This is a genomic window from Nonomuraea fuscirosea (genome assembly GCF_035917475.1).
Lineage (GTDB): Bacteria > Actinomycetota > Actinomycetes > Streptosporangiales > Streptosporangiaceae > Nonomuraea > Nonomuraea fuscirosea.
In genome coordinates this window covers 7,479,036-7,496,893 of sequence record NZ_CP109074.1, presented here as the reverse complement: position 1 = coordinate 7,496,893, position 17,858 = coordinate 7,479,036, and the positions used below count along the sequence as shown (strand labels likewise).

The 17,858-nt window shown below is 72.5% G+C and carries 11 protein-coding genes; 4 read left to right on the top strand and 7 right to left on the bottom strand.

Annotated features, from left to right (window positions below; genetic code table 11):
• The first annotated feature begins 155 nt into the window (after positions 1 to 155).
• Positions 156 to 2,342 carry an ATP-binding protein gene (locus OIE67_RS34090; RefSeq protein WP_326628241.1) on the top strand — a complete coding sequence of 729 codons (2,187 nt, stop codon included), beginning with the start codon at positions 156 to 158 and terminating at the stop codon, positions 2,340 to 2,342.
• A 42-nt stretch (positions 2,343 to 2,384) separates the two neighbouring features.
• Here OIE67_RS34090 and OIE67_RS34085 read toward each other — a convergent pair whose 3' ends face one another.
• The 5 genes from OIE67_RS34085 to OIE67_RS34065 all read right to left on the bottom strand — a co-directional run bounded on the left by OIE67_RS34085 (position 2,385) and on the right by OIE67_RS34065 (position 10,926).
• Complete coding sequence (locus OIE67_RS34085; protein ID WP_326628239.1) at positions 2,385 to 3,107, bottom strand: SDR family oxidoreductase; 723 nt, start codon at positions 3,105 to 3,107, stop codon at positions 2,385 to 2,387.
• Positions 3,104 to 3,958: an oxidoreductase gene (locus OIE67_RS34080; protein ID WP_326628237.1), complete on the bottom strand. Its 855-nt coding sequence runs from the start codon at positions 3,956 to 3,958 to the stop codon at positions 3,104 to 3,106. Before OIE67_RS34080 ends, OIE67_RS34085 begins: the two co-directional genes overlap by 4 nt.
• Positions 3,959 to 4,097: 139 nt before the next feature.
• Positions 4,098 to 4,937: a helix-turn-helix transcriptional regulator gene (locus OIE67_RS34075; protein WP_326628235.1), complete on the bottom strand. Its 840-nt coding sequence runs from the start codon at positions 4,935 to 4,937 to the stop codon at positions 4,098 to 4,100.
• 118 nt (positions 4,938 to 5,055) lie between these two features.
• Positions 5,056 to 9,552: a caspase, EACC1-associated type gene (locus tag OIE67_RS34070; RefSeq protein WP_326628234.1), complete on the bottom strand. Its 4,497-nt coding sequence runs from the start codon at positions 9,550 to 9,552 to the stop codon at positions 5,056 to 5,058.
• A gap of 129 nt (positions 9,553 to 9,681) precedes the next feature.
• A complete protein-coding gene (locus tag OIE67_RS34065) occupies positions 9,682 to 10,926 on the bottom strand; it encodes a peptidase C39 family protein (protein WP_326628232.1) in 1,245 nt (414 codons plus the stop codon).
• Between the two features lie 147 nt (positions 10,927 to 11,073).
• Between OIE67_RS34065 and OIE67_RS34060 the strand changes: the two genes are divergently transcribed.
• Together OIE67_RS34060 and OIE67_RS34055 are read left to right on the top strand one after the other, a co-directional pair.
• Complete coding sequence (locus OIE67_RS34060) at positions 11,074 to 11,721, top strand: adenylate kinase family protein (RefSeq protein WP_326628229.1); 648 nt, start codon at positions 11,074 to 11,076, stop codon at positions 11,719 to 11,721.
• A 92-nt stretch (positions 11,722 to 11,813) separates the two neighbouring features.
• Positions 11,814 to 12,023, top strand: coding sequence for a hypothetical protein (locus OIE67_RS34055; RefSeq protein WP_326628227.1), 210 nt, complete (start codon positions 11,814 to 11,816; stop codon positions 12,021 to 12,023).
• 400 nt (positions 12,024 to 12,423) lie between these two features.
• Here OIE67_RS34055 and OIE67_RS34050 read toward each other — a convergent pair whose 3' ends face one another.
• Together OIE67_RS34050 and OIE67_RS34045 are read right to left on the bottom strand one after the other, a co-directional pair.
• Positions 12,424 to 13,929: an AAA family ATPase gene (locus OIE67_RS34050; RefSeq protein WP_326628224.1), complete on the bottom strand. Its 1,506-nt coding sequence runs from the start codon at positions 13,927 to 13,929 to the stop codon at positions 12,424 to 12,426.
• A 273-nt stretch (positions 13,930 to 14,202) separates the two neighbouring features.
• Positions 14,203 to 16,506 carry a M20/M25/M40 family metallo-hydrolase gene (locus OIE67_RS34045; protein WP_326628222.1) on the bottom strand — a complete coding sequence of 768 codons (2,304 nt, stop codon included), beginning with the start codon at positions 16,504 to 16,506 and terminating at the stop codon, positions 14,203 to 14,205.
• 466 nt (positions 16,507 to 16,972) lie between these two features.
• Here OIE67_RS34045 and OIE67_RS34040 point away from each other — a divergent pair, with 466 nt between their 5' ends.
• The gene (locus OIE67_RS34040) at positions 16,973 to 17,818 is read left to right on the top strand and encodes an MFS transporter (protein WP_326628220.1); all 846 of its coding nucleotides are present in this window, start codon (positions 16,973 to 16,975) and stop codon (positions 17,816 to 17,818) included.
• Positions 17,819 to 17,858 lie beyond the last annotated feature (40 nt).

Here is a 17,858-nt window from a genome sequence, read left to right as displayed (position 1 = left end):
TCATCGTGAGGAGCGCTCCCGATATCGGGGGCGCTCCTCCTCTTGACGGCACCCGCGCCACGGGCGCACCATCGCGAGCATCGGAGTAATGACATTCTCACTTTCGGTGACGTAGCGCGGCGCTGTCGGGCAAGCTGCTGTCACAAATCCGGCCGATGGGTGGCGATCGCATGGTGGGCAAGTGGCAGGCAGGCAACCTCCCTGCGGAGTTGACGAGCCTGATCGGCCGCCGGGCCGAGCTCGAACAGGTGCGCCAGGCCGCGCGGCGCTCCCGCCTGGTCACGCTCACCGGCGTGGGCGGTGTCGGCAAGTCCCGCCTCGCGTTGCGCGCCGCCGCCGGCCTGCGGCCCCAGTTCAGCGGTGGAGCCTGGCTGGTGCAGTTGTCGCCGCTCGTGGACGGCTCGTTGTTGCCGCACGCCATCGCCGAGGCGCTCAGGCTCACCGACCAGACCACCCGCCCGATGGTCGAGGTGCTGGCCGAGCACCTGTACGACCGGGAGATCCTGCTCGTCCTCGACACCTGCGAACACCTCGTCGGCGCCTGCGCCAGGACGGTCGAGACGCTGCTCGACGCCGTGCCGGGCTTGCGCGTGCTGGCCACCAGCCGCCGCCCGCTCGACGTGCCCGGCGAGCTCGTCTACGTGGTCGACCCGCTGCCGGTCCCGCCACCCGGCACGAGCGCCGGCCTCGGTGACGCGGCGGCGCTGCTGGCCGAGCGCGCCGCCGAGACCGTGCCCGGCTTCGACCTGGCCGATCAGGACCAGGACGCCGTCATCCGGCTGTGCCGGCGGCTGGAGGGCATCCCGCTGGCGATCGAACTGGCGGCGGCGCGGCTGCGTGAGATGCCCGTCGAGCACCTGGCCGACCGGCTCGACGACAGATTCGCCACCCTCCGCGACGATCCCGCCGCCTCGGCCGCGTCGTTAACCGATCCCGCCGCGTCGGGAGATGCGGCCGCATCGGGCGCGTCCGGCGAGGCCGGACCGCCGTGGCACCAGGCGCTGCGCACCGCCATCGGATGGAGTCACGAGCTGTGCGAGCCCGCCGAGCGGCTGCTCTGGGCGCGGCTGTCGGTGTTCGCGGGCGACTTCGACGCCGAGGCCGTACGCCGGGTGTGCGCGGACGACCTGCTCGGCGAGGCCGACATCGGGCAACTGCTCGACGCGCTGGCCGAGGAGTCCATCCTGACCTGGCTGCCGACCGGCGCGGGAGAGCGCTACCGCATGCTGGACACGCTGCGCGAATACGGTGCGGGCTGGCTGCGCGGCCTCGGCGAGGAGGAGCGCTTCAAGCAGCGCCACCGCGAGCACTACCTGTCGCTGGCCACCAAGGGCGCGGCCGGCTGGCTCGGGCCCGGCCAGATCTCCTGGTACGACCGCATGATCGGCGAGCACGACAACCTGCGCGCCGCCATGGAGGTCGCCCTCGGCGTCAAGGACGGCCTGCCCGCGCTGGAGCTGGCCGGGACGCTGGCCTTCTTCTGGTACGGCTGCGGCTACGCCAAGGAGGGCCGCCACTACCTGCGCCAGGCCCTCGACCTGGACACCAGGCCGGGCCTCGCGCTCGCGCAGGCGCTGTGGGCCGACGGCCTGCTCGCCGCCACGCAGGGTGACGCCGACGGAGCCGAGACCAGGGCCGCGGAGTGCGAGCGGGCCGCCCCCGAAGACGATCCCTACGCCGCCATGTGCGTCCAGGCCCTGCGCTCCTCCGCCGGGGTCATCAGGGGCGACCTGGTGCAGGCGATGGCCGAGTCGGAGCCCGCGTACCTCGCCCGCTGGAGCGGCGAGCCGCTGACCATCGCCGGCCTGCTGGCGCTGCTGTGCCGGGCCCACGCCTACACCGTCGACAACCGCGTCGACGAGGCGATCGCCGTCCTGGAGGACCTGCGTTCCCTCTGCGACGAGCGCGGCGAGCAGTTGATGCGCTCCCACGGCGACCTGCTGCGCGGCCAGGCCGAGCTGAGCGGCGGGCGCCTCGACGCGGCCGTCTCCTACGGACAGGCGGCGCTGCGTACCAAGAGGCGGCTGCACGACAGCTTCGGCATCGGCATGACCGTGGACCTGCTGGCCCTGGCGGCGGGCGCGGCCGGGCGGGGCCTGCGCGCCGCGCGGCTGCTCGGGCTGGCCCAGCGGATCTGGAGCACCCACGGCCAGGCCCAGGCCAGCGTGCCCGCGTGGGTGGCGGCCAGGAAGGGCTGCGAGGCGCAGGCCCGCGACCTGCTCGGCGACAACGCGTACACGGTGGCCTACCGGACGGGGTTCGACAGCGACATCGACGCGGGCATCGCGTACGCGCTCGAACCCGAAGGCGAGGACCTGCCCAACGGCAACCCGTTCAGCTGACCCCCGCCACCGCTCCTCTGAGCGGCCCCCGGCCCGCCCGGCTCAGCGCTGGCGGGCCGGGCGGATGACGAGTTCGTTGACGTCCACGTCCGCCGGCTGGCCGATCGCGTAGGCGATGGCGTCCGCGATGCTGCCGGGCGGGATGGTGTCCTTCCTGTAGTCCCGCATCGCCTCCTGGGCCAGCGGGTCGGTGATGGAGCCGGCCAGCTCCGACTCCACCACGCCGGGCGAGAGGGTGGTGACCCGGATGCCCGGGTCCAGCTCCTGCCGCAGCCCCTCGGTGATCGCCCAGGCGGCGTACTTCGTCCCGCAGTAGACCGCCCCCGTCGGCACCACCTGATGGGCGCCGACCGAGGCGACGGTGACGAAGTGCCCCTCACCCCGGCGCTGGAAGTGCGGCAGGGCGGCGGCGATCCCGTACAGCAGGCCGCGCACGTTCACGTCGATCATCCGGTCCCACTCGTCGACCAGCAGCGCGTCCAGCCGGGACAGCGGCATCACGCCGGCGTTGTTGACGATCACGTCGATGCGGCCGTGCCGCTCGGCGGCGCCGTCGGCGAAGGCGGCGACGTCCCGCCGGTCGGTCACGTCGAGGCGGCGCACGTCGGCCTCGCCCCCCGCGGCCTCGATCGCCTTGGCGATCACGGCCAGCCGGTCCTCGCGCCGGGCGCCGAGGACGACCCGGTGGCCGTCGGCGGCCAGGCGCAGCGCGGTGGCCTCGCCGATGCCGCTGCTCGCGCCGGTGATCAGAACGACCTTGCTCATGAGGTTCCCTCCTGGGACGGGTAGTCGGCGCTGAGCGTGAGCTCGCGCCAGGTGCCGAAGACGGTCGCGAGCGTGCCGAGCCGGGCCGTGGCCACGTCGTAGGCGACCTTGCCGAGCAGCAGCCGCAGCGGCGGCTCGTCGGCCTCGACCGCGGCGATGATCGCCGCGGCGGCGCGCTCCGGGTCGCCGGGCTGCCGGCCGTAGGTGGCCAGGGTCGACGCGCGGCGCGCGCCGGCGGTCTCGACGTAGTCGCCGATGCTGACCCCGGACTGCCGCATGGACGGCCCGGACCAGTTCGTACGGAACGCGCCCGGCTCCACGATCGTGACCTTGATCCCCAGCGGCCCGACCTCGGCCGCCAGCGACTCCGACAGCCCCTCCACGGCGAACTTGGTCGCGTGGTAGTAGCCGGTCGCGCCGAAGGCGGCCAGGCCGCCGAGCGAGGACACGTTCACGATGTGGCCGGAGCGGCGGGCGCGCATGGCGGGCAGCACGGCCTTGGTGACGTCCACCAGGCCGTGCACGTTGGTGTCGAACAGGGCCCGCACCTGCTCGTCCTCGCCCTCCTCGATCGCGGCCAGATAGCCGTAGCCGGCGTTGTTGACCAGCACGTCGATCCGGCCGAACGCGCGCTGCGCCTCGACCACGGCGTGCTCGATCTGCTTGCCGTCGGTGACGTCGAGCGGCAGGGCTAGGGCGCGGCCGGGATGGCGTCCGACGAGGTCGGCCACCTGCTCCGGGTCGCGGGCGGTGACCACGGCGCGCAGGCCGCGATCGAGGACGGCGCCGGCCAGCGCGCGGCCGAGACCGGTCGAGCAGCCGGTGATGAACCAGACGTTCGTGTCGTTCATGGTGTGAGGTACTTCCTGATGGTTTCGTGGCATGGTCGAATGGCGCGCCGGCGAAGGTCGCCGCGCGGTGGACGGAATGGTTCGGTCGGTGCGGCCGCCCGGCAGATGGATCAGGCGGTGCGGCCGTCCGGTGGCCGGATCAGGCGGTCAGGCTGCCCAGGAGGCCGAGGGCCTCTTCCGAGGCGCTGCCCGGATCGGCCTGGTAGACGACGAGCTGCTGACCCGGCGCGCTGTTGACGGTCAGCGCCTCGTAGTGCAGCGTCAGCTCGCCCACCAGCGGATGACGGAAGCGCTTGGTCTCGTGGGTCTTCTGGCGGATGTCGTGCCGGGCCCACAGTTCGCGGAACTCCCGGCTCTTGAGCGACAACTCCCCGACCAGCTCGACCAGCGCGGGGTCGTCGTAGTCGGCGCCGATCGACTGGCGCAGCCCGGCGACGGTGTTGAGCGCCACCCGGTCCCATTCGGGATAGAAGGTACGCGCGTCCGGGTCGAGGAACACCAGCCGCACCAGGTCGCCGCTGTGGGCGTGCCCGGCGAACAGAGCCTCGCCGAGCATGTTGGCGGCCAGCACGGTCATCCGGCGGCCGAGCACCACGGCGGGCGTGTGCGGCCAGGCGTCCATCATCCGCAGCAGGCGGAGGCTGACCTGCTCAGGGCCGCCGCCCTGACCGCCCTGACCGCCCTGGCCGTGCGGCCGGCCGGCGGTGGGCCTGGCCAGCTCGTGCAGGTGCGCGGTCGCGTCCTCCTCCAGCTCCAGCGCGCGGGCCAGCGCGTCGATCACCTGAGCCGACGGGTGCCGTTCGCGGCCCTGCTCCAGTCGTACGTAATAGTCGGTGCTCACGCCCGCGGCCCGGGCGACCTCCTCCCGGCGCAGGCCGGACACCCGGCGGCGGACGCCGACGGGCAGGCCCAGGTCCTCGGGCTGGAGCAGCTCGCGGCGGGCCCGCAGGAACTGCCCGAGCAGGTTCTCCGTGTCCATGCTTCGAGGCTAGGCCAGAAAAGGGCAGGTCGGGGCGCTCAGGGTAGCCGCGCCACACCCACCCTCCGGTGCGGCGGCGCCCCGCTGGGAGCCGCCGCTGCTCCGGAGGCGGGTGGCGCTACGAGCCGGTGGCCGGGGTGGCGGTCGTGGTGGCGGCGGCGCAGGGCGGCGCGTAGGGGCGGCCGGGGACGTACTGGGCCCACTCGGCCCTGGTGACCGGCGTGCCGGCGGCCTCGCAGACGTTCGCGCTCGCCTGCTCCACGTTCAGCCCCCAGAGCTGCGCGGCCGTGCCGGACGCGCTGGCCAGCACGGTGCCGTCGGGGCCGAGCTCCACGTCGCCGGCCGCGTCGGAGCCGGCGAACACGGCCCAGAGCGAGGGCCGCGCGAGGTCGGCGACGTTCCACACGCGCAACGTACGGTCCTGGGAGGCGGTGACGAGCGTGCGGTCGTCGGCGGCGAACGCGACGGCGGAGACGTCGGCGGTGTGACCGGGCAGGCTCGCCAGGGCCTTGGGCTGGGCGGGGCGGGACACGTCCCACAGCCGGGCCGTGCCGTCGGAGGCGGCCACGGCCAGCGTCTTGCCGTCCTTGCTGAAGCTCAGGTCGAGCACCCCGCCGGAGGCCGCGGAGAAGGTCTTCAGCGACTGGGGCTTGGCGGGCTTGGCGACGTCCCAGAGCCGTACCGACGAGGTGCCGGAGCCCGTCGCCACCACGCGGCCGTCGGGGCGGAACACGGCGGTGTTCAGCCGCCTGTCGGCTGCGCCCGGCGTGGAGAGCCGCTTAGGGGTGGCCGGGGTGGCGACGTCCCACAGCATCGTCCTGCCGTCGCGGGCGGTCGTCACCACGGTCTTGCCGGCCGGTCCGTACGCGGCCGAGCGCAGGCCGTCGGTGTGCCCGGTCAGCGTGCCGAGCAGCTTGGGGGTGGCCGGCTCCGAGACGTCCCAGAGCTTGGCGGTCCGGTCGAGCGAGGCCGTGACCAGGCGCCGCCCGTCGGGGCTGAACGAGGCCGCCATGACCTTCCCGGTGTGTCCCGACAGCGTGGACTGCGGGACGGCCACCGCCGGGTCGGCCAGGTCCCAGAGTTTGACGCTCATGTCGTCCGAGGTCGTGGCCAGGACGCGGCCGCTCTTGGCGATCGCGATCCCGTTGACCGGGGCGGTGTGCCGGTCGAGCCGGGCGCGGGGGGCGACCCGGGAGGCGTTGGAGACGTTCCACAGGCGGGCGATGCCGTCGGTGGCGGAGGTGGCCAGGTTCTGGCCGCTCGGGCTGAACGCCACACCCGTCACCGGATCGGGGAACCCGGCCAGCGTCGCCGTGAGCTCGGGCTCGCTCGGCGACTCCATGCTCCACAGCCGCACGGTGGCGTCGGCCGAGGCGCTGGCCAGGACGCTGCCGTCGGGGCTGTAGGCGATGTCGTCCACGGAGGCGGAGTGGCCGCGGGCCGTGCCGAGCAGCTTGGTCGCCGTGATGTCCCACACCTGCACCGCGCCCGTGGCGGAGGAGGTGGCCAGGTTGAGCCCGTTCGGCGAGAAGGCCGCGCCGCGCACGGCGCCCTCCTGCGAGGTCAGCGTGGCCAGGCTCTTCGGCTGCGCGGGCGTGAGCACGTCGAGGATGGCGATCGTGCCGCCGGTGCCGGCCAGCGCGGCCAGGCGGCCGTCCGGGCTGAACACCGCCCTGGTGAGGGCGGACTGCCGGCTCAGCACGGAGACCGCGGCGGGCTTGGCGGTGTCCTCGACGTTCCACAGCCGGCCGGTGCCGTCGGCGGACGCGGTGAGCAGCACGTCGTCCTTCGGGCTGAACGCCACCGAGGTGACCTGCTCCTTGTGCCCCTTGAGGGTGGACGAAGCGCGGGGCTCGGCCGGGTCGGAGACGTTCCACAGCCGGGCCGTGCCGTCGGCCGACGCCGTGGCCAGCGTCTTGCCGTCCTTGCTGAACGCCGCCGCGAGCACGCCGCCGGTGTGCCCCCTCGCCACGCCCAGGGCCTTCGGGCGCAGGGGGTCGGTGACGTTCCACAGCCTCGCGGTGGTGTCGCCGGAGGCGGTGACGGCGACGCGGCCGTCGGGGCGGTAGGCGACCCGCTCGACCGGGCCGGTGTGCCCGATCATGCGGGCGCCGACCGGACGCGACAGGGAGCCGAGCAGCGCGCCCCTGGCCTCGGGCGTGGCCGAGACGCGGTAGGCGGCCAAGGCGAGCTGGGAGCCGAGCGAGGTGTCCCTGACGGTGCTCGCGGACGCGGCCACCTGGCGGGACAGGGCCTGGTCCCGCGCCGCGGCGGCCTCGTTCGCCAGCCTGCCGGCCTGCCCGCTCCGCACCAGCGCCACGACACCGCCCGCCGCCGCCACGAGGAACAGCACGGCCAGGGAGGCGATGGCGGCCCGGGCGATCAGTGACCGCCGCGCCTTCCGGCCACGCGACGCGGCCAGGAAGTCCCGCTCGACGGGGGTGAGGGTGGGGTCGGCTGTCGCGGGCCCGCCTGTGGCCACAGGGCCTTGGGCCGGCTGGGCGGCTCGCGGAGCTGGTGCCGCGGGGACGGACGCGCTCACGGCCGCCTGGGCGATGGCGAGGCGGTCGTCGGCGTACAGGTAGCCGGCGTCCTGCCCGTCGCGCTGCCACATCAGCGCGTCCTCGGCCAGCCGGCGCCGTACCAGCAGCTGGGCCCGCCCGGTCTCCGCCCAGGTGCCGAGCCGCGGCCAGGCGCGGATGAGCGCCTCGTGCGCGAGCTCGGCCTGGGTGCCGTCCAGCGTGACCAGCCGGGCGCGGACGAACTCCGCCAGCACCTGCCCCTCGATCGACGACGGCCCCGGGCTCAGATCGCCCACCGGGACCCGCCGCCGCAGGCCGCCGGCCTGCTCGTCCACGTGCACCAGCCGGACCAGCAGGCCGCGCGCCACCGGCTCCGACTCCGCGCCGAGCCGCCGCAGCGTCTCCTCGCCGCTCATCGCCACCGCCCGCGCCACCCCGCCGGCGGAGCGGTAGCCGGCCATGGTCAGCACGCCACCGGCGCGCCGCTGCCAGGTGGCCAGCAGCGCGTGGGAGAGCCTGGGCAGCAGGTCGTCCTCGACCGCCTGGACGTCCTCCAGGATCAGCTCGACCAGCCCGGGCTCCAGGGAGAGCCCCGAGCGCACGGCCGGCTCCTCGATCGCCTCGCGCAGCTCGGCCGGCGTCATGGGGGCGACGATCTCGGGCCGCCGCATCGTCTCCAGCAGGCCGGGATAGCTCGCGCAGCGCCCGAAGAAGTCGCCGCGGACCGCGATCACCACGGCGGCGGAACGGGAGACCGCGACCAGCGCCTCGACGAAACGCCGCCGCGCGGGCTCGTCCGTGCAGACGGTGAAGAGCTCCTCGAACTGGTCCACCACCAGCAGCGTGCGGGCGGGCAGCCCGCGCCCGGCCGCGCCCGGGTCGGACTCGATCACCGCGCGCAGCCGTTCCTGATCGTTGCCCGTCAGGGCCGCCAGCTCCCGCGCCAGCCCGGCCACCGGCCGCGCGCCCGGGGTCATGACGACGTACCGGCCGCCCTCCTTGGCCAGCGCGGGGATCAGCCCGGCGCGCAGCAGCGAGGTCTTCCCGCACCCGGACGGGCCGGTGAGGACCAGCGGCCCGCCGGCCTCGAACGCCTGCGACCCGATCGCCACCGGCGGCCCCGAGGACCGCAACGCCTGGCGCGCCCGCGTCACCAGCGACCTCGTCTGCTCCGCACGGCCGAAGAGCAGCCCCGCGTGCTCGGGCCCGAAGGCCGCCAGCCCGCGGTAGGGGCTGTTGAGGTCGCCGGGGGAGCCGGTCGGCGGGCCCGTCTGGGAGGCGGGAGCGTCGTGAGCCGGGTTGACGGCCAGCGGCGGCAGCTCCTTGAGCGCGCCGGCCTGCCGCCGGGGCTTGGGGAACCCGGCCGCGGGCAGCACCCGGGACAGGTGGTGGTGCACGTGGTCCAGGGTGAACGCGCGCGGCCCCGACGGGTCGCCCTCGTTCAGCAGCCGCAGCAGCGCGCCGGTCATCGCGGTGTGCCTGACGCCGGGCAGCGCCCACGCGTTCTCGTCCTTGCTGGAGGACGCCAGCACGTACGCGCCCCGCGCGGACACGTCGAGCGCCTGCTCCATCGCCTTGGCCGGCACCGGCCGCGGGCCGGCGGTGAAGCAGCAGTCGAGGATCACGACGACCAGCTCGGCCCGCGACGACGCCAGGATCCGGCGCACCATCGAGTACGGCAGCGCCTGGTAGCCGGCCACCCCCTGCCCGAGGTCCGTCGTGGCCCGCGTGGCCAGGTGCAGCTCGTTCCCCGGGCCGAACAGCCCGTGCCCGACATAGTGGAACAACAGCACGCCGGTGGCCTCGCCCGCCGCCCGTTCCAGGGCCTCGCCCAGATTCGCCGGAGTCGCCGGATCGAGCAGCACGGACAGGTTGGCCGGCGCCAGACCCGCCCGTTCGACCAGCGCCTGACCGAGATCGGCGACGGTGGCCGGAACCGCCGGCACCTGTGGCAGCCGTGAGGAGGGCTGATGCGTGCCGGTGCCCGCCACCACCACCCGGGTCTCCGCCGCGGACAGCAGCAGCGGTGGACCGTTCCACCTGGGGGGCCGCACGAGCCGGGTCTTCTCGATCGTCGACTCGTCCTCGCTCATCCGGCGCTCCACAACGTGGGAATGCTTGCGGCCATGGTGGCAGGGAAGGTCAGGGCGCGGTCAACCCCCCGTTGCCCGGTTGTTACGGTACGCAGATCTCGGCCGGGCGTCGAGGGGGTTGACGGAGTCTCACCAGTTGGCGGGCAGACCGGGCGTCGTGGCGGGCAGCGGGCGCCCCGGCGGATGGATGACGTACGCCACGCCACCGCTGCTGGAGCCGCGCAACCACACGTTCTCGAACGCCGCCCGCGGATAGACGCGCCGTACGGCCTCATTGTTCGGCGAGGCGGGATCGTTCGCGATCACATCACCGCTCGGGGTGAAGCCCACGACCACCATGAGGTGGCCGTCGGTGCCGTACCCGGCCCCCGGCAGCTCGCCCTTCTTGAACGACTGCGACGTGATGACCGGAACGCCCGCCTTGATCAGCAGCTCCAGCTCGGTCAGCGACCGCAGCCGCGTGACGAACCCGTCGAGCCCGTAACGACCGGCGTAGGCGGTGTTGAACGGCCAGTTGCCGGTGCCCGCGTAGGCGTGGTCGTAGGTGTGCCGGGCGGCGTGGTCGACCTCCGGATCGGGGTCCGCCGGGTCGACCCAGGCGGTGTCGCGCTCGCTCGGCCACACGTCCCAGTAACCCATCACCATGGTGGTCGAGGTCGGGCTGCACCACGCCTCGCCGCCGCCGTTCCACTCGGGGTAGTGGCCCTGGTGCACGTTCTGGGAGCGGCGCGGCACGGCCAGCTCCTTCCCCCAGGCGCCCCCGCCCGGGCTGACCGGCACGGTCTTGCGGCCGGGCACGTTGGAGCTCATCACGCCGGACGTGCGCACGCGCGGCGTCACGTCCGAGCCCGGCAGGCGGTAGAGGGTCAGGCGGAGCTGGTAGCCGCTCATCGGCCGGCCCGCCGCCGCGACCAGCGTGTCGACCGCCACCTCGGCGTCGGCGTCGCCCTGGCCGGGCACCGACGTGCGCAGCACGTCACCCTCGGCGTAGGACCAGCGGCCCAGCGAATGCCACCTCGTCAGCCCCTCCGTGTTCCTGACCCGGGCCTCGACCTGCAGCCAGCTGCCCTGCGGCACGTCCGCCGTCCAGGAGGCGATCAGCTCGGTGGCGGCGAAGCCGATGGCCCGCTCGGGGCCGGTCCAGCGGGCGTACTCCCAGGTCTTCGTGCCGAGCGCGTCGGTGTGGCTGACCGTGCCCGCCGCCTCGCGGAACGCCAGCCCGTCGCCGGCCGTCGTGCCCTCACCGGTGCCGGTGGCGAAGTCGGCCCGGTGGAAGACGACGTCGGGGATCGTCGCGGCCGGTCTCGCGCGCGCCGGGGCCGCCACCGTCGTGACCAGGGCGAGGGTGGACAGGAACACGGTCAGCACACGCATGGACTCACCCTCTCTGAACACGCTCGTCGCCGCCGACCCTAGGCACGGCGGGCCTGGCAAAGCATCCGCAGATCTACGTATCACCGTGGTTTCGCCGTACCGGCCTCGATGGGAGGGTGGCATGACCACGAGGCAAGGAGTGGACACATGCGGAAATATGTGATCATGGGCGTCCAGGGCAGCGGCAAGGGCACCCAGGGCGCCCTGCTGGCCAATGATCTCGACCTGGTGCACATCAGCGTGGGCGACATCTTCCGCTGGCACGTCAAGAACCACACCAAACTCGGCGCCCAGGTACGCCGTCTCGTGGCGGCGGGCGAGCTGGTGGGCGACGACCTGGTGGCCGACGTGGTCAAGGACCGGCTCCAGCTGCACGACTGGAACTACGGCTTCGTCATCGACGGCTTCCCCCGCAACCGTCCCCAGGCGGAGTTCTTCCTGGAGAGCTACGACCTCGACGGCGTGATCCACCTCGACCTGCCCGACGACGAGGTACGCCGCCGCGTCCTGGCCCGGCGGCTGTGCTCACGATGCGGCATGGACTACAACCTCATCGCCCACCGCCCGGAGGTGGAGGGCCGGTGTGACGTGTGCGGCGGGGACCTGGTCACCCGCGAGGACGACAGTCCCGACGCGCTGGCCCGGCGGCTGCGCGACTACCACAGCAAGACGGATCCGGTGCTGGAGCTGTTCCGGCGCAAGGAGTACGTCATGACCATCGACGCCCGCGCCGACAAGACCACCGTCCAACGCGCCATCCGCACCCGCTTCAACCTGCCGCCGTACAAGGGGTAGCGGGCGTGCGACCGCCGCAGGGGGCATACCCGACTCCGCCGGCACCGTGCCACTCTGGAGCACCGGACAGCACACCGAGACGGAGCCGACGAGTGAGCACTCCTGAGCACCATCACCTGATCCCCGCCGGCCGTCGGCACCGGACCGTCTCACGCGCCGACTTCGCCGCCGCATCCCGCGACATGCCGCTACTGGATGACCGGAAGTACCGCGAAGACATGAACCGCCACGTCAACGACGCCCTCTACGACCCTTATGACCGCGCTGACGGCAAGGGCGGCTGTGCATCGGACGGGGAATGATTCTCTCCGTAACCCCAAGATCGCATGTCGCCCACTGCGCAGGCCGAGCACGAGAGCGTACGCGCAGTGGGGGAGGACCTGTTACGCCGCGGACTCGGCGCCCCGGCGGCTTCACCTGCCTGTCCTTCGCCGCTCGGAGGTCAAGAGTGGCTGGTGTGATTGATGGTGAGAATCGCCGCCACCCTGTGCTCGTCGCCGTGGGGTGATGTCTTGTAGCTGTCCGAGTACTGGTGGTCGATACGACCGGCCATCAGACACTGCACACTTATAACGAAATGTGTTACCTGGTGTCTCTCAAGCGATACAGAGCCGCTCTGTCGTTGGCCGGCAACACGTGGGTGGAAGCAGAAGCGCCCGCCGGGCCCATGATGAGCACCGCTGCTCGGCCAGTTGTCCGACCTCAGCCCCCGTAGAGGGCGGGCAGGTCGACCAGGAGGAGGTCATCGCGACGGTCGGCAAGTTGGACCACGTCCGGGTAGAAGCCGTGCAGCGAGTACAGCGCCAGGGTGGTGGCGGCGGTGTCGTACCCCTGATCGGTCAGCAGATCTCGGATGCGCTCCAGACGTTCCACATCACCGATACCCCGGCGGGCGACGGTCGCCTTGGCCTCCCCCAGGAGCGCGATCCGCGCACGGGGAGCCTGCGGGCGCTCGCCCGCGGCGAGGGCGATGACGTCGACCTCGTGCTTCGTCCGAGCGGCCGGGTCGGCGACCTCGGTGGTGCCGACCGGGCCCGGCAGCCGGCCGGGCAGCAGGGCATGGGCGTACCGGCGGGTGAAGTCGCGGGCCAGGTCCTCGAAGTGCGGGCCGAGGATCTTGGAGTTGAAGGTCGGGGCGGCCTGCCGCCACACCTGCTCGGCGAACCCCTGCTCCACGGCGGCGGCCTGCGGGAGGGTGATGAGCTGGTTGAAGCGGATCACCGGATCGGCGAGGGTGATGACCGGATGCCGGGCGCGCAGGATGTCCTGCTCGCGCCGGATGTAACCGGTCGATTCCAGCACGCCCAGCGGATGGGCGACGGCGTTGCGCGGGCGTTCCAGGGCGGCGCCGATCTTGCTGGGAGTGGTGGCTCCCTGCGCGATCGCGGTGAGAATGTCGTAGTAGAGCGTGTGCTGCGTGATTCGCGGGTCCTCGCGCAGGAGGTACTCGGTCTCGGTACGGGAGTAGACCGCCCTGCCCGGGTCGAGCAGCGTCCGGGTGAGCCAGGTGTCGAAACCGTCGTCCGGGTGCGGCCGCCCGGCCACCGGCCGATAGCCCGGCGCCCCGCCGAGGACCGCGTGCACCTTCAGCGCCGTCAGTGGATCGCTGATCTGCCAGAAGGCCCGGCTGTCCCGATAGCCGAACGGCCCGAGCCGTAGATCGATCACGGCACGACCCCGCAGCGGCTTCGTCCCGGACAACAGTTCGTGCATGACACTCATCGCGGAGCCGCACAGGATCAGCCGGGGACCCGGCCCGGCACCCGTACGGGCACCGTGCTGGCGTTCGTCGTAGAGCTGCTGGAGCAGTCCAGGGATCTCAGGTGAGTGCTGGAGCAGATACGGCAGCTCGTCGATCACGAGGAGCGGGTGAGACGAACGGGCGCTCACCTCCAGGGCGTTGGACAGGACGTCACGCCAGTCCGTCAGACGCAGACTCCCCGGCCGAAGACCGGCATGAGCCGCGACCGCGTCACTGAACCGCCGCATCGCGGGCAGCCGCCCCTCCTCGCGGACCGCGGTCACGTACAGGCCGCCGACCTGCTCGGACAGGGCTTGGAGCAGGTACGACTTCCCGTGCCGCCGCCGCCCGGACACGATGCCGAGCCGCATGGCGGGATCAGGATCGGTGAGGAACTCCGCGAGCAGAGCCCACTCCCGGTCGCGGTCGACCACATCGTCCGGCTTGACCGGCAGACTCTGCGTCATGCGATCTCCGATACATCGACTGCGACGGATTCTGTCTAACTGTACTTCGACAGAACTTGCGACACCGCACATGTACGGATGCGTCGGCTCGCAGCAAGTCGGCACATGACTCGGTGGACTCGCGATGCTGTGGATCAGGCCGGCTTATCGGCGTTGCTCGGTTGCGACGACATCCTCCGATCTCCAGGGGGCGTCGATGACGATCGCCCTGAGCAGGGTCCATTCCCGCAGGCGGGGATTGGCGGGGACGGACCTTGCGCAGCGCGATCGGTGTCACAGGGAGTAGGCCTTGGTGACGGAGATCTTGGTGTCGCCGAGGAACAGCCAGTCCGGTGGCGCGATGAAGCCGGGGAGTGCGGACATTTCGCTGGGGTTCGGGCTGATGTCGGTGACGCGGAGCCGGAGCTTGTCGTTGGTGGCCGCTACGGTGAGCGTTGCCTCCACGCCCGACCGGCCGGGGGCGTGGAAGGCGAAGCCCGCTGGGTCGGCGGTGATGGTGCGGCCCTCGACGGTCAGGGCGCGCACTGCCGCCGTGTCCCCGTCCACTCGTAGGGCGATCGCGTTCGCTCCGCGTTCTGAGCGGATCCGGACGCGCAGGGTTCGTTCGCCGCGCGAGGTCGTGTCCGCGAGCACCTGCAGCGTGGGCGCCGGCAGGGTGGCGGGTTTCGCCGGGCTGAGGAGTTTCGATCCGCCGCCCCACAGCTCCGCCTGCGGGTGGCCGGTCGCGGTGGTGCCGCCGTAGCGCCGGGCCCACTGGTCGGGGTTCTCGGAGGTCAGCCAGACGGCCTGGCCGGTGTCGGCGTCGAGGCCGTAGGCGAGGCTGGTGCGCCGGGGGTGTTCCTTGTCGAAGGGTTCGACCAGCAGGCCCGCCGCCAGCAGGGCGATGGACACGGTCAGGGCGGTCAGCGGGATCAGTGGGGAGCGCCTGTGTGGCCACACGGTTTCGATCAGCGGGAGCAGGAGGCCGGTGAACAGGATCATCAGGGGGATGGAGGCGTAGCCGACGTACTGCAGGCCGGTTGGCAGGGTGTTCCATGCGCTGGGCAGGAGGATGAGGGCGGCCGGGACGAGGCCGGTGGTGAGGGCGAGGGTGCGACGGCGCGGCGGGCAGTGGAGTGCGGCCAGACCGCCCAGTGCTGCTCCGAGGGTGGGCCAGGTGGCGAGGTGGGACGCTCCGGGCGAGACGATGCCGAGGCCGAGGGCGATCAGGGCGGCCCAGGTCAGGATGCCGAGCGACAGTTCGGTGGTGCCGATGCGGCGGCGGAGTAGCGCGTACCAGGTGATCAGGATGGTGGTGGCGAGGGTCAGGACGGCGAGCCACAGCAGTTCGGGACGGTACGGCGTCGTGGTGGCGGTGCCGTTCAGCGCGGGGCGGATGGCCTTGAGCAGGTCCCAGAAGGAGACGCCGGCGCCTGCCCCGGCCGCGATCGGGATCAGCGCGAGTGCGGTGCCGAGGAGGGTGCGTCGCAGCGTGACGACGCCGCGGCGGCGGGCCAGGAGGATCAGGGCGAGTGCCGCCAGCAGGGCGAGGACGGCCAGTCCGGTGGCCGCCCAGGCCGGGTAGCGGATCAGCAGGCCCGGTGGGAGGTTGAAGTAGACCAGGTTGTCGTTTCCGGTGGTCAGCCTCGCGAGGTCGGCGGAGCCGAAGGCCTGTACCAGCGCGAGAGTGTTGTCGCCCATCTGCTGCAGTGCGGCGAGGTCGACGTGCGCGGGGTCGTCGAGGACGCTGTGGTAGAGGGTGCCGGCGTTGGCGTAGGCGGAGTCGAGTACGGCCATCCCGCCGGGTTCGAAGGCGGTGAAGTCGGTGTCGTTGTTGAGCAGTTTCATGAGCTCGGCGTACACGGAGTCGGCCACGGGCATGGGAGCGGCCGATCCGTAGGTGGAGATCAGGCCGGCGTTCGGCTCGGTGCTGCGGAACATCAGCACCGGCCCCTTCGAGCCGCGGGCCTCGTTGTTGAGCACCACGTTGCGCCCTTGGGCGAGCGGGTGGTGCTTGACGAACGCCTCCGATCCGAGGAGTCCTGTCTCCTCGGCGTCGGTGATGAGGAAGACGACGTCGTTGCGCAGCGGAGTGCCGGCCGCGACCAGTGCTCTGGCCGTCTCGATCGCGCTGGCCGTGCCGGCTCCGTCGTCGTTGGCGCCGGGGCCTTCGGGGACGGAGTCGTAGTGGGCGGTGACGAAGACCCGGCCGGTGGGAGCGGTCCCCGGTATGACCGCGACGATGTTGTAGACCCGTCCGGCGGTGACGGGTTCGCCTCGTTCGCCGCGCGGTGCGACGCCCACCGCCTCCTGCACCTCGGGCTTGAGGCCCAGTCGTCGTAGCTCGCCGACCAGGTGGTCCCGGACCCGGGCGTGCTCGGCCGTGCCGACGGGGTGAGGGGCGACGGCGATGCGCTCGACCTGGGTGAAGGCGCGCTCCGCGCTGAACGTCCGGCCGGGGGCGTCGGCGGGGCTCACCGCGGTGGGGGTGATGTCCCTGATCGCGGCGATGCCGATCAGCACGAGCACGCACAGGGCGATGAGACCGGTGACGCGGGTACGCCGTCCCGTCGGGTGCCGGTTCTCGGGTGATGTCATGTCGTTCGCTCCCATGCTGGCGCTCCGCTGTCGGGTGATCGCCACGAGGGAGTATTGCAGAAAAAATGCTGCAGAAGAAATTATGCAAGTCGCGGTACGCCGGGAACGTGATGCCGCCCTCCGTGTCATCCGCGTCCACGAGTGATCTTCCGTGAACGCCGAGCACTTCAAGCATCTCTTGACATGGCATGCACTCGTGATACATGCTCAATAAAGTTAGAAGTTATAACTCAACGGAGCACTGCTCCAGGCGGAGGAGGTCGAAAGATGGGCAAGGGACGGGTGCATCCCGGGGCGGACGCTCGCCCTGAGGCGTCGCGTGGAGTGGCGACGGCCGGCCTGGCGACAGCCATGTTCCTGGCGGCAGTCTCGTCGGTGTCTTCCTCGGCGGAACGCTGACCGGGATGCTCGGCTGGCAGGCCGTGTTCGTGACCCCGGTGCCGTAGGCCTCATCGGGGCGATCATCGTGTGGCGCTCGGCGCCGTCGGCTCCGGGCAGGCCCGGCCGGTTCGACCTGCCCGGCGCCATCGCCGTCACCGTCGCGATCTCCGCCCTCGCGCTGGGGATGGTCGCGGCCGCCGAGGCCGGGTGGGACGCGCCCGGCACCGTCGCCGGTCTCGCGGCCGGCCTCGCCGCCCTGGTCGCGTTCGTGACGGTCGAGCGACGCTCGGCACACCCGCTGGTCCCGCTCGGCGTCTTCCGCAGAGGGCCGGTGGTCCTGGCGAACGTGGTGGTGCTGCTGATCGGCGGCACGCTGACGAGCCTGTTCTTCTTCCTGCCGCAGTACCAGCAGGAGGTACTCGGGATGAGCCCGACGGCGGCCGGGACGGCCCAGCTCCCCATCGCCGTCATGATCATCGTGGGTAGTGCCGCCGCGCCGCCGCTGGCCAAGCGCATCGGGCCGGCCCGCGCGCTGCCGGTCGCCCTCGTCGTGCTGCTCGCCGGCTTCGTGTGGCTGGCGCTGGACCGGACGGCCGGCGGCTTCTCCCTCACGCTGCTGGGCGCGTTCGTGCTGATCGGCGCCGGCCTCGGGCTCGGCGCCGTCACCGCCACCGCGATGGCGGTACGCGACAGCGCCGAAGGCGAATCGGGGCTGCTCAGCGGGCTGGTCAACGCCGCACAGCAGCTGGGTGGCGCGGTCGGGCTCGCCGCCCTGGCCGGGATCGCCATCGGCACCGCTGGAGCCGGGGAGGACATCGCGTTCACGACCGCGTTCCTGGGGCAGGCCGCGCTCATCCTCATCGCGCTCGGACTGTCACTCGTCCCCACCGTCAAGACCCGGCCGGACCCCGCCTCCGCGGGAACGCGCTGACCCGGCATCACCACTCTCCCCGGGGAACAGGACCTCGGCG

Excerpts from the sequence above, each read along its gene's own strand:
- OIE67_RS34090 (WP_326628241.1), top strand. The coding sequence starts at position 156 with ATGGGTGGCGATCGCATGGTGGGCAAGTGGCAGGCAGGCAACCTCCCT.
- OIE67_RS34085 (WP_326628239.1), bottom strand. The coding sequence starts at position 3,107 with ATGAGCAAGGTCGTTCTGATCACCGGCGCGAGCAGCGGCATCGGCGAG.
- OIE67_RS34080 (WP_326628237.1), bottom strand. The coding sequence starts at position 3,958 with ATGAACGACACGAACGTCTGGTTCATCACCGGCTGCTCGACCGGTCTC.
- OIE67_RS34075 (WP_326628235.1), bottom strand. The coding sequence starts at position 4,937 with ATGGACACGGAGAACCTGCTCGGGCAGTTCCTGCGGGCCCGCCGCGAG.
- OIE67_RS34070 (WP_326628234.1), bottom strand. The coding sequence starts at position 9,552 with ATGAGCGAGGACGAGTCGACGATCGAGAAGACCCGGCTCGTGCGGCCC.
- OIE67_RS34065 (WP_326628232.1), bottom strand. The coding sequence starts at position 10,926 with ATGCGTGTGCTGACCGTGTTCCTGTCCACCCTCGCCCTGGTCACGACG.
- OIE67_RS34060 (WP_326628229.1), top strand. The coding sequence starts at position 11,074 with ATGCGGAAATATGTGATCATGGGCGTCCAGGGCAGCGGCAAGGGCACC.
- OIE67_RS34050 (WP_326628224.1), bottom strand. The coding sequence starts at position 13,929 with ATGACGCAGAGTCTGCCGGTCAAGCCGGACGATGTGGTCGACCGCGAC.
- OIE67_RS34045 (WP_326628222.1), bottom strand. The coding sequence starts at position 16,506 with ATGACATCACCCGAGAACCGGCACCCGACGGGACGGCGTACCCGCGTC.